Source organism: Colwellia sp. 1_MG-2023 (assembly GCF_030546755.1).
Taxonomy (GTDB): Bacteria; Pseudomonadota; Gammaproteobacteria; order Enterobacterales; family Alteromonadaceae; genus Thalassotalea_H.
Map to the genome: position 1 here is coordinate 60,400 of NZ_JAUOPE010000008.1, position 16,881 is coordinate 77,280.

The 16,881-nt window shown below is 34.5% G+C and carries 17 protein-coding genes; 9 read left to right on the forward strand and 8 right to left on the reverse strand.

What is annotated here, in order from left to right; genetic code table 11:
- Positions 1–158: 158 nt before the first annotated feature.
- Positions 159–578, forward strand: a complete 420-nt coding sequence (gloA, locus tag Q4493_RS10740) for a lactoylglutathione lyase (protein WP_303452412.1) — start codon at positions 159–161, stop codon at positions 576–578.
- A 70-nt stretch (positions 579–648) separates the two neighbouring features.
- On the opposite strand, the gene Q4493_RS10745 is transcribed toward gloA, so the two are convergent.
- Positions 649–1,545 carry a LysR family transcriptional regulator ArgP gene (locus tag Q4493_RS10745; protein WP_303452414.1) on the reverse strand — a complete coding sequence of 299 codons (897 nt, stop codon included), beginning with the start codon at positions 1,543–1,545 and terminating at the stop codon, positions 649–651.
- A gap of 124 nt (positions 1,546–1,669) precedes the next feature.
- Here Q4493_RS10745 and Q4493_RS10750 point away from each other — a divergent pair, with 124 nt between their 5' ends.
- Positions 1,670–2,266, forward strand: a complete 597-nt coding sequence (locus Q4493_RS10750) for a LysE/ArgO family amino acid transporter (RefSeq protein WP_303452416.1) — start codon at positions 1,670–1,672, stop codon at positions 2,264–2,266.
- A gap of 13 nt (positions 2,267–2,279) precedes the next feature.
- Here Q4493_RS10750 and Q4493_RS10755 read toward each other — a convergent pair whose 3' ends face one another.
- Entirely contained in the window at positions 2,280–4,361 is a 2,082-nt protein-coding gene (locus tag Q4493_RS10755) for a fused MFS/spermidine synthase (RefSeq protein ID WP_303452418.1), read from the reverse strand.
- 245 nt (positions 4,362–4,606) lie between these two features.
- Between Q4493_RS10755 and Q4493_RS10760 the strand changes: the two genes are divergently transcribed.
- The 5 genes from Q4493_RS10760 (at position 4,607) to Q4493_RS10780 (ending at position 6,967) form a co-directional block, all read left to right on the forward strand.
- Positions 4,607–4,846: an RNA-binding protein gene (locus tag Q4493_RS10760; RefSeq protein WP_303452420.1), complete on the forward strand. Its 240-nt coding sequence runs from the start codon at positions 4,607–4,609 to the stop codon at positions 4,844–4,846.
- 294 nt (positions 4,847–5,140) lie between these two features.
- A complete protein-coding gene (locus Q4493_RS10765; RefSeq protein ID WP_303452422.1) occupies positions 5,141–5,698 on the forward strand; it encodes a hypothetical protein in 558 nt (185 codons plus the stop codon).
- Between the two features lie 147 nt (positions 5,699–5,845).
- Positions 5,846–6,355: a hypothetical protein gene (locus tag Q4493_RS10770; RefSeq protein ID WP_303452424.1), complete on the forward strand. Its 510-nt coding sequence runs from the start codon at positions 5,846–5,848 to the stop codon at positions 6,353–6,355.
- A gap of 130 nt (positions 6,356–6,485) precedes the next feature.
- Complete coding sequence (locus tag Q4493_RS10775) at positions 6,486–6,659, forward strand: hypothetical protein (protein WP_303452426.1); 174 nt, start codon at positions 6,486–6,488, stop codon at positions 6,657–6,659.
- Positions 6,660–6,700: 41 nt separating this feature from the next.
- Positions 6,701–6,967 (forward strand): hypothetical protein, encoded by a 267-nt coding sequence (locus Q4493_RS10780; protein ID WP_303452428.1) that lies wholly within the window; start codon positions 6,701–6,703, stop codon positions 6,965–6,967.
- A 97-nt stretch (positions 6,968–7,064) separates the two neighbouring features.
- Here the strand turns inward: Q4493_RS10780 and Q4493_RS10785 are convergent, their stop codons facing one another.
- The 4 genes from Q4493_RS10785 to Q4493_RS10800 all read right to left on the reverse strand — a co-directional run bounded on the left by Q4493_RS10785 (position 7,065) and on the right by Q4493_RS10800 (position 10,340).
- Positions 7,065–7,397: a PBPRA1643 family SWIM/SEC-C metal-binding motif protein gene (locus Q4493_RS10785; protein WP_303452430.1), complete on the reverse strand. Its 333-nt coding sequence runs from the start codon at positions 7,395–7,397 to the stop codon at positions 7,065–7,067.
- A gap of 143 nt (positions 7,398–7,540) precedes the next feature.
- The gene (locus tag Q4493_RS10790; protein ID WP_303452432.1) at positions 7,541–8,644 is read right to left on the reverse strand and encodes a GGDEF domain-containing protein; all 1,104 of its coding nucleotides are present in this window, start codon (positions 8,642–8,644) and stop codon (positions 7,541–7,543) included.
- Positions 8,645–9,153: 509 nt separating this feature from the next.
- On the reverse strand, positions 9,154–9,279 hold the full coding sequence (locus Q4493_RS10795) for a hypothetical protein (RefSeq protein WP_303452434.1): 126 nt from the start codon (positions 9,277–9,279) through the stop codon (positions 9,154–9,156).
- Positions 9,280–9,434: 155 nt separating this feature from the next.
- Positions 9,435–10,340: a hydrogen peroxide-inducible genes activator gene (locus Q4493_RS10800; RefSeq protein WP_303452437.1), complete on the reverse strand. Its 906-nt coding sequence runs from the start codon at positions 10,338–10,340 to the stop codon at positions 9,435–9,437.
- Positions 10,341–10,569: 229 nt separating this feature from the next.
- Between Q4493_RS10800 and ahpC the strand changes: the two genes are divergently transcribed.
- Positions 10,570–11,133: an alkyl hydroperoxide reductase subunit C gene (ahpC, locus tag Q4493_RS10805; RefSeq protein WP_303452439.1), complete on the forward strand. Its 564-nt coding sequence runs from the start codon at positions 10,570–10,572 to the stop codon at positions 11,131–11,133.
- A 126-nt stretch (positions 11,134–11,259) separates the two neighbouring features.
- Positions 11,260–12,825 carry an alkyl hydroperoxide reductase subunit F gene (gene ahpF / locus Q4493_RS10810; protein ID WP_303452441.1) on the forward strand — a complete coding sequence of 522 codons (1,566 nt, stop codon included), beginning with the start codon at positions 11,260–11,262 and terminating at the stop codon, positions 12,823–12,825.
- 157 nt (positions 12,826–12,982) lie between these two features.
- Here the strand turns inward: ahpF and Q4493_RS10815 are convergent, their stop codons facing one another.
- Both Q4493_RS10815 and fdx read right to left on the reverse strand, forming a co-directional pair.
- Entirely contained in the window at positions 12,983–16,153 is a 3,171-nt protein-coding gene (locus Q4493_RS10815; protein WP_303452443.1) for an Ig-like domain-containing protein, read from the reverse strand.
- A gap of 377 nt (positions 16,154–16,530) precedes the next feature.
- Positions 16,531–16,869 carry an ISC system 2Fe-2S type ferredoxin gene (gene fdx / locus Q4493_RS10820; protein WP_303452445.1) on the reverse strand — a complete coding sequence of 113 codons (339 nt, stop codon included), beginning with the start codon at positions 16,867–16,869 and terminating at the stop codon, positions 16,531–16,533.
- Positions 16,870–16,881: the final 12 nt, after the last annotated feature.

Genomic DNA, 16,881 nt, shown 5'->3' on the forward strand with positions numbered 1-16,881 from the left:
TAATCAAATTATCAATAAAAATAGCAAGTCGTAAATTGCTTTATCAAACAAGAGATTGATTACGTTAGTATCAAAATTCTTTATAATAAAAAAACTAGAGCGGCGCTTAAAATTAATTATCGCCGTATTAAACGATGTGAATTTAATAAAGGCTTATAATGAAATTACTCCACACTATGATCCGCGTTGCCGACCTCGATAAATCATTGCATTTTTATTGCGACCTACTTGGTTTAGAAGAAGTAAGGCGTAAAGAAGTGCCACAAGGAAAGTTCACCTTAGTTTTTCTATCTGCACAAGGCTGTGATTATGAAATTGAACTTACTTATAATTGGGGATCAACAGAAGAATACACCAGCGGGAGAAATTTTGGTCATTTAGCTTTTGAAGTAGACAACATTTATTCCCTTTGTGAACAGTTACAATCCCAAGGAGTTATTATTAATCGCCCGCCTCGTTGTGGTCATATGGCGTTTATAAAATCACCTGATGGTGTCTCGATTGAACTACTTCAAAAAGGCGAGGCATTAGCACCACAAGAGCCTTGGTTAAGTATGGAAAACACCGGCACTTGGTAACTCTTTTTAACGATTAGATATACCGTGCTTCAATAGATGATTGAAAATCAGCGTTATGGATTTTTAGCTTTTATATAATCATTTCCAGTTTACTTTTAGCAATAGTAATGGCGAAATTTCGCAGCGACTTTAGCTGCGGACTTTCTGTTTGCCAATAATGCCAATACAAAGGAATATCAATATAATAGCCTGGTACTAAATCAACCAGTTCCCCGTTTTCAATAGAATCACCTAGCTGTAATGTTGGTAAAAGTCCATAACCTAACCCTGCTATCATCGCTTGTTTAAACCCTTCTGATGATGGACAAATATGAGTAAACTTAGGCTGAGTGTCATACAATTCCTTTAAAAACTGGTGCTGTAACTGATCGTGTTCGTCATACACTAAACAAGGTAAATCGGTAAGTTGATGAGCAGAGGTAATGTCATAGCGTTTAACAAAGCTAGGACTAGCGATCACTTTATATCGAAAAGCACCTAACGGGCTTGCTAAGCCACCATTTATCGGAGCTTTAGTCGAACAAATGCAAACCATTACCTCACCAGCCTTCATCCTTTTTAACGCGATAGATTGATCTTCGGCAATTATTTCAAAACGAAAGTCACAGATTTTTTCTTCATCGGGTAACATTAATGCTTCAGGTAACCAAGTCGCTAACGAATCAGCATTTACCGCTAATTTCACCGTTAATGGTGCGCCTTGTACATTGTCTTCTGCCAAAGAGCGAATACTTAACGCCACTTCAAGTTGCCGAACTTGCTGTAAGTGATTCATTAACCGCTTGCCAATTGCGGTAGGTTTTGGTGGTTGGGTGCGGATCAACACCGGCTCGCCAAGCATCGACTCTAACTGATGGATACGCCGACTGACTGCAGATTGGGTAATAAATAACTTTTTCGCGGCTTTTTCAAAACCTCTTTCGCTAACAATTGCAGCTAAAGCGTCCAAAAGCTGATAATCAATCATGATTTTTTTTCATACATCATTATTTATATTCATTTTACTTATATCAACTTTGTCTTTAAGCTGCAATTCTTTACTGATTTACTAGATTGTTTTTAACGAAACATAAAAATAAAGGGTTGAAATAATGTCATTTTTTTCCGGTATGATGCTGGGGTTAAGTTTAATTATTGCTATTGGAGCCCAAAACATTTGGGTATTAAGTCAATGTATGGCGGGAGCAAATCGTTTAGTTATCGGCTTGGTTTGTATTATTTGTGATACTAGCTTAATTCTTATCGGTGTATATGCAGCAAGTGAGCTACAAGAGTGGTTACCAGAATTTATCCCTTTATTTACTTGGGGAGGAATAATCTTATTACTGTATTTAGCGTATGGCTCATTATCGCGTGCAATCAAAGGCACTTCAGGACTACAGTTAAAAACAACGATTAAAGCAACATGGTGGAAAACGGCACTGGCTGCTTTAGCCATTAGTTTATTAAATCCGCATGTTTATCTAGATACGGTTGTTTTACTTGGCAGTGTTGGTGCACTGCAACCCGATCCAACCTTGTTTGCTCTAGGCGCTTGTTTAGGATCCATTATTTGGTTTACTAGCTTGGTTGGTTTTGCGCCTAAATTAAAAGTGATACTAAACTCGCCAGCGCGATGGCGAGTGTTTGACTTTGGCATTGCATCATTATTAGTGATGGTTGCTGCTCAACTATTTTTAATGGCATAAATCGTTTAGCTTTTTATTTCAACACTGACAATAGGTGACTAAAGTCGTCACTCCAAACAACCGGCTTGTCATTATTTGGTATTGTGGTGCGATACGCTTTGGTAACCGAGTTTTCAAGTAACACTTGGTTATTTGTAAGCCATACCCATTGGGTATCGTGGCCATTTTCTGTTTGCGCTTTGGTTTTAAAATAAACCAGTTCTTTATCGCTTTGCTGTGCTAACCCTTGCATTAACGGTAATAAATTTAAGTGAGTGTTAGAAATATGTACCGCTATCACACCATTAGCAGTTAAATGCTGCCAATATAACTTCATCGACTCTACCGTTAACAAGTGCTGAGGAATACTATCGCCAGAAAAAGCATCGATCACTAACAGATCAAAATTTTCACGATTATTGGCATTTAATGTTTTTGTTAGTGACACTCGGCCATCGCCAACAACGATATCAATATCTGCTTTTGAATGTTTTAAGTAACTAAAATACTGGTTAGCAGCCTCAACCACCGCCGGATTTAATTCATAAAACCGATAACTATCACCTTCATTACCATACGCAGCTAATGTACCTGCTCCTAAGCCAATAAAACCGGCATGTAATGATTGTTGTGATTGTTTTTTCATGGCACTTAATTGTTCAATTGCGATAGCAACGCCAGTATTTTCTCGATAATAACTCATCGGAATATGGGCAGTTTCAGGCATTAATGATTGCGTGCCATGTGAAGTTGTACCATCAATTAAACGACGTTCTTTTTTGCCGTCAATTTCAACATCTTTAACACTTAAAATACCGTAAAAATTCCGTTCACTATGCACATCGGTTTTCACATATAAGTTATTTAATTGCCATAATGTAAGGCCACAGAATATTGCAAGCGCGAGACTCGTAAGTGACAATTTATCAACCCGATTATTTTCTCGATATACCGCGACAGAAAATAAAATGAATAAGCCGACAATAGCGAGCGGAAATTCAAGAAATTGCGTGAAAATATTTTGCGCGACAAAAGCGACCAACACACTTCCTAAAAAACCGCCAAAAGCTAGTGTTAAATAGTAAAACGTTAATTTATCAACGGCAGGTTTTAGCCGAGCTAGTTCACCATGACAAAGCATACAAGCCGAAAATAATATGCTCGAATAAATCACCACTTGCGAAGTAATATCAAACTGTGAGCCAATAAAAAACATAAAAATGGCAATAAAAGCCGTTAACATAAAGAGCGCAAACCAATACCAACGCACATACCATTTAGGACTATGAAAACTAATAATAAAACTCAATAAATACAAACACAGCGGCAATACCCATAGAAACGGCACGGGAGGCACATTTTGTGTCATCGCATTAGTAGTAGACACGAGAAATATCACGCCTAATGTTGAAAATCCTAACCACAATAGTGGTGTCCATCGAGTGTAGATACTCACAAAATCATGTTGCTTGCTAATGTCATCTTCCCGTTCAACTCGCGATTCACCACTCAATTTTGGCTGATTATTATTTCGAGCAATTTGCACTAATAACGCCGCCATCACGATGGCATACACAAAATAGATCACTGACCAATACAAGGATTGCTGAGCACTGGTAAAAAATGGTTCAATTAAAAAAGGGAAGCTTAATAATGCGATTAAAGAAGCCACATTGGATAACGAATAAAGTTTATAAGGCGATTGTTTGTGATTTGCCAAACTAAACCAATGTTGAGCGATTGGCCCTGTTGAAGACAAAATAAAATAAGGTAGTCCAATAGAAGTTGCTAGTAACAATAATATGTTTGTTAACGGTAAGTTTTCTGTTTCTGCCAGTTTAGCCACGGTTTCAACGGGTAAACTGCCTATCGGTAATAAACACAAACTTAACAATATTAATACGCTATGTACGAGCGCCTGCTTTTTGAAATCACCTATTTTTGACAATAAATGTGCGTATAAATACCCGAGTAATAAAAAGGCTTGAAAGAATAGTAAACATGCCGTCCAAACTGCTGCACCACCACCAAAATAAGGCAAAATAACTTTAGCAATTAAGGGTTGCACTTGAAAAAGTAAAAAAGCGCCGATAAAAATGGCAATGAAAAAAAGCATAGTAAACCAAAGAAATAAAACAAAGTCGTTATTTAAAAGCAAATACCTTAATAAATCAAAATTTTATCGACTATTAATGGCAGTCTTTTGATATTTTATCAGCCATTTATACAATAAACTTAAACTCCACTAAACAAGCTATGCGCCTATCACTTACCTATTTAACACAATTACCAAGGAATCACTTGGTCTAAAGGCAATAACTTGAGACAATAGAGCATTATTCAATACCTTATTGGTTACCCATGAAACTTTTAGTTCGCAACCTTTCACGCTCGACAACAGAACAAGAAATACGCATTTTATTTTCAGAACACGGTGAGGTGAACGAATGCACCTTAGTGTTAGATCAAGCAACTGGCAAATCAAAAGGCTTTGGTTTTGTAGTAATGCCTAATGAAAGTGAAGCGAATGCCGCAATAACTGCATTACATGAAGCGAGAGTCGCGAAGAACAGGATCAGAGTTAAAATCGCTCAAGACTAATCCCACTTTTATTGTTAATGAAGAACTTATAAAAACTAATACTAAGCATTATCAGTAATTCCCCTGACATAAATAAAGTATCTCTAACACACTGAATGTATTTAATAATATCTTATTTAACCATAAGGGTATTACTATGAAGTATCAGTAATATCCTTCTTATTAGTTAATTAAGCTAAACATCACTAATGTAACAAGTTGAATTTTTAAGTTTTTCTGTTAGTTTAAGAATTAATTCGTAGGCTGATGTTACTGAGAGGTCTACATAATAAGTGTTATGTACTCGGAGGTACTTTGGAAGCTTCAGCATTATTTAAGAGTAGATTGTCCGACATATCACTGAACTTTACTGTCTATAGTGAATTGTTCGACAATACTCATTCTGTAAATACGCTAAATAACTTTCATTCATTCGTTTTTGGTAACTATCAAAAATGCTTAGTTGATGCTCTCTATTTAGAAATAGCAAAGCTATTTGATCCTAAAGGCAAAAAAGATAAGAACTTGTCTTTCTTGTACCTAATATCATTAACTAATGACATTAATCACGCTGAATTAAAAGAAAATTTTGAAGAATTATGCATACTTTTTAAATCATCAAATTTGAAGGCATATCGAAATAAACTCCTTGCTCATAATGACCTTAAAGCCATTCAAGGAGTCAGGGCAGCAAAGCCAGAGGTAACAACTGAAACTCTAAAGGTTTTACTGGAGCGGTGTTGGTCGTTATTTGGTAAAATTGAATATGCTCTTGGTATTACAGATCGTGCTTATCAAACATCTCCTCATATTCTATTGCCTACAGGAACAGGAATAGATGAGTTCATTACAAAATTGCAAAAACGTACATAACAAGTCGTTTAAAAGGACAAAAAACAGTTGGCTGTTTTCGTTCCTCAACATTTTAGCCAACAATTTTTTGCCTCTTAACGAGGCGTTATGTTGCTATTGAAGCTGTGCAGATTGTATTAAAGGTAAATCAACAAGGAGGTATTACTAATGATCGGAATTATAGCTTTATTTTTTCTTGTTATTATATTTGTTATTGTACACAGTATTGCTAATCGCTTTGCGAATGACTTTTCTAGCGAAAACAATCCTAAACTTAGAAAACGTTTATATAAATTCGCATTTAGTTTTTGTGTCTTACTGTTGGTGGGTGATGAAGTTGTCGGAGGTACTCAAATGGCGTATTTTTGTCTTTCAGAGCCTAAATTAGAAATTCTGGTAGATGATCTTAAAGATCGAACTGTTAAAGGGAGCTCTGTTCGTTCACACCAAGAATTCACATTGATTAAAATTATGAAGTTAATTACAACTGTAGTAGATGTTAATACTGGTGAGTTAATTACTAAAACGTATTGGTATAAAGCTACAGGCGGCTGGCTTAGCCGGACTATAGCTTTTAATGGTAGTAAAAAACCAATTTTATTTAATGGGGAGTGCTCAAATACTAAAGAATTTTATCAATTAAGACGCCAAAATAATGTGAAGTATTTACCGCAATAAAAAGACGATTAACTCGCAACATAACAAGCGCATTAAGCATGCAAGGGAAAGTATGAGTGAATATAATCATTTCTCAGACCGATTAAGAGAACCGTTAAATGAGACTACGAGGAAAGTTAGGCGAAATTTAATGGCAGCATCAGTTATTGGAGTTGTACTTACCAAAGTTGGTTTAGTTCCAACAAAAATTTCAGCTTTTGGTGTTGAGTTTAGTTCATCAAACCAAAACGCATTAATGCTTTTATTAGCGAGCGCAATTGGTTATTTTCAATTAGCTTTCTTGTTTACGTATATTCAGAATTAACCGCTTGGCAGCTCCTATTTACTTCTAAAGAAATGGAAGATATGAAAAAGCAGGCGATTCAACATGAAACTGACTTCCTATCAGGTATAAGTGATGACCGTAAATTTCAGGAGCATATTCGACATTTGTATTTTCGAACCAGACCTACTTTCTACATTAGGTTGTTTGTTGAGTTAATCATTCCTCTTGTTTTTGCGTCTTATTCAGCTTATTCACTACTATCAAAAGATATCAGTCAAGAGTCTCAAGTTGAGGCAGTAGTGGAAAAGCATGCTAACAAGCAAATTAATCAGACAGTTCAAGTATGAGCAACTATAGACAATTTCACCATATTCAAACTAGGCGAAGTTTAAGATGTTTTCGAAGTTAAATATGTTTATTTTCCCTAGCAATTATCCTTGATATTTAGCCACAACACTTTTTATATTTTTTACCGCTTCCGCAAATACACGGAGCATTTCGTTCAGGTACTTTTTCAAAACGTTGTGTTTTAGGTTTATTTAACACGGCTTCTAATTCAAGAATATTTTCTTCTTCACTTTCGTTAACCGTGATCTGGCCATGTAAGGCATGCGCTAACAAGGTGCTTTCAATTTCTGTTTTACGTTGTTCAGACTTTACGCTTAGCGTTAATGGTTTGGCTTCACTGCCAAGCTTAACGTTACGCTTTGGGCTATAACCACTTTTTCCGTATTTTCCCATAACATCTATGGTGCCTTTAAAAAAGAATTTCGACATAACGTTTTCCTAAAGAAATTTAGGTGAATTAAAAGTGGCGCGATGTTAACAGCTTATTAGTGTTAAAGCGATGAACTATCAATAAAGGTAATCGAAAGTTCAACAGATATATCACAATAATAAACATTTAGTGTTGGCTGTTTCTATAAAATTATTGCGGTATTACGACCTTCATTTTTCGCTTGGTACAAGGCTTTATCAGCACGAGAGAGTAACTCATCTTGTGTATCATGTATTTGATACATGGTGGCACCAATACTTATCGTTACTTTTCCGGCAGGACCAAAATTAGCCGATGCTATTTTTTGACGTAACTTTTCACACAAAACAGCTAAACTTTGCTCTTCTACTTCAACGGCTATAATAACAAACTCCTCTCCCCCCCAACGAATCAAGGTGTCATTTTCACGCAATGAATCTTTTAATAAATTGGCAATATGTTGTAAAACTTTATCTCCTTGATCATGGCCAAAATTATCATTAATTTTTTTGAAATGATCGACATCAAACATTAAAAAACCAAAGGGTTTTTCATATCTTAGCGCCCGGCCAATCTCTTGATTAATCGTGATGTTGAGCTGGTTGCGATTGAAAATACCAGTAAGTGGATCCGTTAGTGCTAATTGATGCAACTTCTGTTGACTGATAAAAACAGCTTTTCTGGAACGATCAAATATCAATGCCGCTAAAAAGCCAAATGAAAAACTACAAAAAATCCAAAATACATGTATCGCATAAATATCAGGATCTGCCATTAAAAAATAAGAAGATACTATTAAAATAATTGAGGAAATTACTGCAGCAATAAGCGCATATCGAAAGGTAATACCCGAAATAACAAAAACCCAGAACACACCTAAATAACCTTCTATTAAAAACGGACCAAAGTTAGTTAATTTAGTTGTGATATAAGCATGACAAGAAATAGAGATAATCGGATAAATTGAAATTAAAAACATGACATAGTTATAAAAACGTTTTTTATACGCTAATAAACTAATAGTAAGCAGCAAAGGTACAATAATAAATATATGTAATTGCAGCATTAATAACTGTACGTTGGCAGGCGCCCATGATTTTTCAAGAAAAGTGAAAATAAGATACAAAACAGCCGTTAATGCAGTGACCGCAGAAATTTGAATTTGCCGTGAAGGTTTATCCCATTCGATAAAGCGCTTACGAGTATTCTCATCGACAAAATGTCGAGGTGAATCAAAAGGAAGAATTGACTGAAGTAAATTTTTCATTGCTCGTTATCGGGTAAAAATCAATGGAACCCAATATCCCTATAAGGCATAAGAAATTAGCATATCCTTATCAACGAGAAAATTAAAGTAGATTCATTTAATATTATCTTTAAATAATTTTTTCACCGCTCTTTCGTCATATTTTCGCTATTTAAAGCTCATTCGAATGACAAGGTATAATATGCTTTATACGTAATCATTTTGATGAAAAAACATAGTTGCTATGAAACGCATTTAAAACGTAATGGTAGGAAAACCTTGTTAGCAAATAAAAACTAACGGTAAATCATTAGCATACAAGTTTCATACACCTTTAATGCTGCAAGTTCATGCTTAATAAATAATGCACGAATTTTATAAAAATAATCGCAAATAACAACGGGTTATTCCACTATTTAACAAAACTCTTTGTATAGGGAACGTTGAACATTGCGATTAATTTTCTACTAGCCTGTTTTGCTGTTTTTCTATCAATAGCACTTTATCGTCAACTTGCATTAAGTCATGACTTAACGACAAAGTTGATCGCCGTAATAGTTATCTGGGTAATTACATGCTTTCGATTGGTCATTCACTTGATGATTTGTTTCGTTGATCTGCAATAGTGATTTGAACTGGTTTATTAATTTTTTCATTTTCGAGTCCTCAATGTTTAACTAATGTAAGTAAAAGTACGTTAAATTAATCTTTATTCAGATAGGAAAGATTAATTGGCTTTATCATGAGGTCTTATCAACAATTAGTATATTAGATTAATTCAATAACATTAATCTACAAAACTGATTTATAATTACTCGATACATCTTTTCATTAATTCTTGATGAAATATTTCTTTTAACAAGGTGATTTCATTCGTTCTTATATAGTTAGGTCGAATGATTAACGCAATAGTTCGATGCGGACCAGGTTCATTAAGATGCACCGCTCTAAGTTCAGACTCATTATAAATTAACTGATCAAGCGCCATTTGCGGCACTAGCGTACTGCCGAGTTTTCCCGCAACCATTTGAATTAATGTGTGTAAGCTTGCAGAATCAAAATCGGAGTCTTGCTTTTTATTTTGTAAGCTACACGCAGCCAAAGCATGATCTTTTAAACAATGGCCATCTTTAAGTAGCATCAGCTTTTCAACTGCTAGCTCTTCACTGGTAATTTCTTGAAGCTGGCTAGGACACTCATCTTTATGGCTCACCCAATAAAAATCTTCCTGCCAAAATTCAAAACTCATTAAACCATCAATTGAAAAAGGTAACGCTAAAATTGCTGCATCTATGTCGCCATTTCTAACCATATCAACCAAAACATGAGATTGTTCTTCTAATATCTTCAATTTAAACTCAGGATAAGTTTTACGCATTTCAGGTAAAACTTTCGGCAACAAATATGGCCCAATAGTTGGAATAACACCAAGGGTCATGGCATTAGAAAAAGGCTGTTGATCTATGCTTGCCAGTTGTAATAATTCATCAACTTCTAACTTTACCCGTTTTGCTTTATTAAGAATTACCGAACCTTTGGTTGTTACCAGAACCTTTTTATTATTACGCTCAAAGATTGTCACGCCTAATTGTTTTTCTAGTTCATGAATTGCAGTACTTAACGCTGACTGAGAAACATTGCTGGCTTCAGCAGCCTTTTTAAAATGTAAGGTTTTTTCAACGGCCAGTGCATATTGCAGCTGTTTTAATGAAATCATAATATTCCCCCATTGGCATGTGTTTTATATCAGCGTTATTTTAAGCGCAAAGTAAAGTAAAGTATCAAACTATGCTAGCACAGTAATTCTGTTTTACTGAACATAAAATTCAATTTAATCAAATTTACCAATCACAACCTTCACTTTACTATACCTCCATCGAAAGCAAACAAGCTTTCAATACTTAAAACTTAACAAGACATTTTTTTAAACTAGAGAGGAAATACTCATGGCACAGATAGGCAAATTAATCCCAGAATTTAAAGCACAAGCGTTTCACAATGGTGAGTTTGTTGAAGTTACATCGGAAAGTGTGAAAGGAAAATGGTCAATTTTCTTATTCTATCCTGCTGACTTTACGTTTGTTTGTCCGACTGAATTAGAAGATATGGCAAACCAATACGCAGAATTACAAGAGCTAGGTGTTGAAGTTTATGCTGTATCAACAGACACCCACTTTTCACATAAAGCTTGGCATGATTCGTCAGAGGCAATTGGCAAAATTAAATTCCCAATGATTGGCGACCAAACTGGCAACATTACACGCGGTTTTGACGTAATGATTGAAGAAGACCACATGGCTCATCGCGGTACTTTCTTAGCAGATCCTGACGGTGTAATCCAAGTTGCTCACATTCACGCAGGTGGTATTGGCCGTAGCGCTAAAGACATGGTTCGTAATGTTAAAGCAGCACAATATGTTCGTGAAAACGACGGTGAAGTTTGTCCTGCCGCTTGGGAGCAAGGTGAAGCAACATTAACACCTAGTTTAGACTTGGTTGGCAAAATCTAAGCGCTAACTACCAATTGAACGTTATAGCAATTGCTATATCACTCTCCAAAGTACTGGCGAGAACAGGAAGCCCCTTTTCTCGCCTTTTTTATCCATAGTTCACTAGACGATAAAGGCGGAAATACTATGTTAAATAACGATATTTTAAACGCATTAACAACATATACTCAAAATATGACTAACAAGGTGACGCTAGTTTTACAAACTGGTGAACACGAAAAACGAGCAGAATTAGTTAAATTTCTCACTCAATTAACTTCAGTATCAGACAACTTAACCTTAGTTGAACGAGATGAAAATTTACGTAGTCCTATTACTTTTTATTTAGAAGTTGACGAAAAAAATAATGGTATTCACTTTTCAGGTATTCCCAGTGGGCATGAGTTTAATTCGTTAGTACTAGCAATATTACATTCTTCAGGTACTGAGCATAAACTCGATCAAACCTTGAGTAATATGGTGGCAAAAATAAATGAGCCTTTACACTTTGAAGTGTTTATTTCTTTAAGCTGTCATAACTGTCCTGATGTAGTGCAATCGTTAAATCAGTTTGCCTTATTAAACGATAATATAAACAGTGAAATGATTGATGGCGGTTTATTCCAAACACTTGTTAACGAGCGCAATATTCAAGGCGTACCTAGTGTTTATTTAAATGGCGAATTGTTTGCTAACGGTAAAATCGACACGGCACAATTAGTTGATAAGTTAATTGCACGTTTTCCTTATATCCTTCAAGGCGACACTTCGGAAGCATTGCCGTTACAAGATGTTACGATTATTGGTGGTGGCCCTGCCGGCATTGCATCAGCTATTTATGCTGCGCGTAAAGGTTTGAACGTTACCATGATTGCCGATCGCATTGGCGGGCAAGTAAAAGATACAGTAGGTATTGAAAATTTAATTTCGGTACCGAAAACTACCGGCTCTGAATTAACCGGTAATATGCAAGCGCATTTAAATGATTACGATGTCACCATTAAAGAGTTTTTACGCGTTGATCATATTGAAAAAGCAGATGCTAACAAGAATACAGCCCATAAATTACACCTTTCAAGCGGAGAAATCATTGAAAGTAAAACGATTATTGTTGCCACTGGAGCAAAATGGCGTGAGCTAGGCGTACCAGGTGAAAAAGAAAATATCGGCTCAGGTGTTGCCTATTGTCCACATTGTGATGGTCCATTTTTCAAAGGAAAAGATGTTGCTGTCGTAGGTGGTGGAAACTCAGGCATTGAAGCTGCACTTGATTTAGCCGGCATGGTTAATCATGTCACTGTTTTTGAATTTTTACCAAATTTAAAAGCCGATCAAGTATTGGTAGATAAAGCCGAAGCACATGAAAAAATCACTATTATCAAAAATGTCGCGACCAAAGAAGTTATTGCAGAAAATGGCAAAGTTACCGCGATTGCCTATGAAAATCGTGAAACGGGCGAAATAAAACAACAAGCCCTATCAGGTATTTTTGTACAAATAGGTTTATTACCTAATAGTGACTTTTTAAATGGTGTGGTTGAGCGTACACAATATGGCGAAGTGATTATTGATGAAAAATGTCAAACTACAGAGCCAGGCATATTTGCCGCCGGCGATGTGACAACCGTTCCGTATAAGCAAATTGTTATCGCCATGGGAGAGGGATCAAAAGCCTCGTTATCAGCCTTTGATTATATCATTAGAGAGAGTTAATTATATTAATTAAAGAATGTGAAAATACCATATTTGAACTCGATTAACGTTTTAAAAATGGCTAATAAAGAAGAGTAATAGTAATTAAACTATTACTCTTACTTAACTTATTCCAACAAATTTAAAGTAAAAATAGGACACTTAAAAAGCGATACTTTTACTTTACTAAAAGATATTTCATTTTATTTTGTCGAATACAAACTAAACTCATTAACCCAAATAATAAGAAATAATTCACACTTCCCCCACCGTCACTAGAATCTTTACTAGTGTTAGGTGGAGTTATAATAGGAGCAGGCTCAACGCTAAATTCTAATACGCCTTGAGCACGGTTTTTCCCATCGGTGACTTCATATGTAACTGAATCATTTCCTGAATAACCACTATTAGGAGTATATGAATAATCACCTTCACTCGTTAAAGTAAGTGTACCATTTGTAACATCTGTAATAATTGAATAAATTAGATTTTCACCATCCACATCATGAGTTAATAATGCCCCTGAATTAGCACCATTATGACTTACATTCATGTATAAGGACTCTGCCACAGGTAAATCATCGACGCCTTCAATATCAATAACGATGGTCCCTTGCGTGGCACCCTGTTCTACATCCGAAACTAAAACATTAAAAGTAGCTTGGCCATTAAAATTTGGATTCGGTGTAAAAGTAAACATACCATTACTTTGAATACTTACTTGACCGTTAATTCCTGAGTCAGCAACAATAGAAAATGTAAGCGATTGGTCTTCAACATCATTTGCGATAATTTGTCCTTTAATTTGGTTATCTTCCAACCCAGTAAAATCTGCTATTTCAATAACAGGTAAATCATTCACACTTTCTATGCTGATAGATATAGTTTCGCTAACACTAACACCATTACTATCTAAAACTTTAATTTCTACAGAATCAATACCGTAATAGTTAGGGTTGGCTAGATACTCTAACTCCCCAGAATCATTTATACTTGCCACACCATGTGAAGCCGGTGCTGTGATTGTATATGTTAGCTGATCTCCATCAATATCTAAGATATCTAACGACGCTAAAATTTTGGTATCTTCTAAAGTACTTAAAGAGTTCACTCCAACAGTTGGCGCATCATTCACAGGTAATACTGTTACTACAATTTCTTGTTCGGTAAAATTGCCATAAACATCTTCTGCTTTAATCGTAAACTTATCTTCGCCATTAAAATTACTAGTTGGGGTATAAATAAAACCTGAATTGAAAATTAAATCACCATTTACAGGACTCTCGACAATAGACTGGGTAATTTCATCATTATCTGGATCAATAAACATTGCGGTTATATTAATATTTTCATCTTCATTGACTTCGATAGTATTTATTGACGCTTCAGGGGCATTATTAAACTGCATAAATTTAATAACACCAGAATAATAATCATTTATTATCAGCATATTTTCATTAAAATTTAGTTTAGTATCATAAGTCAAATCTATATTTGTTTTAGAGATAAGAACGGGTAGTAACTCATTAGAAAAATCATAAAGGTATATAGCTTCATTTGTAGCAACCACTAATTTTTCATCAATAATAAGAGCAGAAATCACTTCAGCACTAAAATTGGTTTCTATTGTTTTATGTACGATAAATTCGTTCTCGTCATTTAGAGAAGTTATTTTTATAGCAGTACTATTAATGAAATATAAATAATTTGAATTTACAACAGTTGCATAACTATAAGGGTAGATAGGGTCTATCATCTTAATATAAGTTGGAGTGTCATCTTCCTTGTTAGAGAAGAGGTGGTATTTATAGTTTTCACATCCGTCTTTAGCGAGTAGATAATATTTATACTGAACTAAAAGCTCAGGACAAGTATTATCAGATTCAGGAAAATTAACAACCAAAGGTGATTCATACAGTTTATAAGGGCTTGAGATATTAAGTTTTCCTAAAAAACTGCCGCTTTCGTAACTCCAACCAATATAAAATAAATATTGTTCGTCAAAAATAGAGTCGCTATTGAATCCTTGATTGATACTGCTTAATTTATTAAATCCGTCATACTTTTCAAACTCTTGAATAGAAAGATGGCTACTTCCTAAAAATAAATAATTTCCATTTAAAGGAGTAATACTACGTATTGTGGTGTTACTTGATTTTTTTGAATTCCAAGTAATATTGTTCGGCTTACTAATATCTAGAGATACAAGAGAATCATTTAAAACGCTCGAGAAATAGTATGTATCATCGATAACTACTCCAGGACCTTTATAACCACCTTGATAAAATAAATGCTCTGCATTACCAATCAACATATTTTCTTCTATTGGTATTTCCGAGATACCAAAATTACTTGATACTAAGACGAGTTGCTCGTTTACTAAATCAATATCACTAATTTCTATCGAATAACTACTATTCTCTGCATTAGAAAAATCAACTTCTGAACTTTTAGTAACATTATTAATTGTGTCAATACTGTATGATGAAAATAAATTAAGTGATTGAGACCAAAGGGTATTATCAAAATATTCAAACCTATTTGAGCCCCATGTGTAATAATCTGAAAAATTGTCTTCTATAACTATGCCATTATCATTTAACAATAAAGTTTTTAATTTGCTATTAGGATTAATAATTATCCTATTTTTATCGATAGCTGTCGCATGATTAAAATATAGGTCTTGCGTATTATAAATATAACTATTATTTAGCTCATAAGTACTTTCATCATATCGCTCAATTAAAAAATGCCATTCATCAATATCGCGATTGTAATAGTTACCAATAAAAATAATATTATCATCAACAACAAATAGCATTTTTGAATCAAGTGATTCCAAGCTCTCTTTAGCAACTTGAATCACATTTATAATTTCAAAGTCATCATTAATATAATCAATAATAAATATTTGTTTACCACTTACGATGTATATTTTATCTCTAACATACATATTATCTCTATCTGCATAAAAACCGTCATTTAAATTAATAGAAAATTCTAACGTAAAGTCGGTTATGTCATTTTTACTAAATATAGAAAATTTACTAGCGGTAACAATAACTAAGTATTCATTAAATTTCTCAATAACTTGAATATTTGAATTATTTCCTTCGCTCAGAGAAAACCTTTCTATAAGTGAAGCTTCCCCCTCTTTTGTTGGATCGATAACATCGATACGATTTGAGTTGTGAGTCGAAACATAGTAATAACCACTTAATTTTACCATGTGTTTATAAGACGCAGAGCCCCATTCCCCGTAAGGGATTAATTTTGACTCTTGCGCTGAGATTAAATTTGAGACAAGTAAAAAAGTTGCAGAAAGCAACAGTAATAGAAAATATTTCACAAACATTCCTTTGTATTATTTATTTTTATAATTATTCGATTCCGAAAAGATATTACATTTTATTAACAATCGTGTCACGAAGATAATCTTTATTATTTCTCCTTTGATTCTCTACTTGAGTAACAACGATAGGTTAAGTGAAATTGACGACTTGATTAGAACAAATGTGAAGTTTTATTCTGCCTATATTTGTAAGTAATTTGATTAATTCAATTTAGAATAGCAAATGTAGCAAATTACTTATTACAGTAGAAATGTATTTAAAAGCCACTATCCTGACCATTTAGGTGCTCATTCATTTATAAATGAAAAAAGGGTAATAACATCGCTGTTATTACCCTTTTCAAATCAATTTATAATTTATTTTTTAACGCAAATTAGTGATTTTCAGAGACCATATTCACGGTATATTTTGGAATTTCTACCACGAGATCTTCATTAGCAACACGCGCTTGACAGCTCAGACGAGAATCAGGCTCTAAGCCCCAGGCTTTATCTAATAAATCGTCTTCAAGTTCATCACTTTCTTCGAGTGAATCAAAGCCTTCACGAATAATAACGTGACAAGTTGTACAGGCACATACTTTTTCACAGGCGTGCTCTAAATCAATATCATTTTTCAAGACAACATTTAATACGCTTTCACCAGTTTCAGCTTCTAATACTGCACCATCTGGACAAAGCTCTTCATGAGGTAATACTATAATCTTTGGCATCTTCTTCTCTTT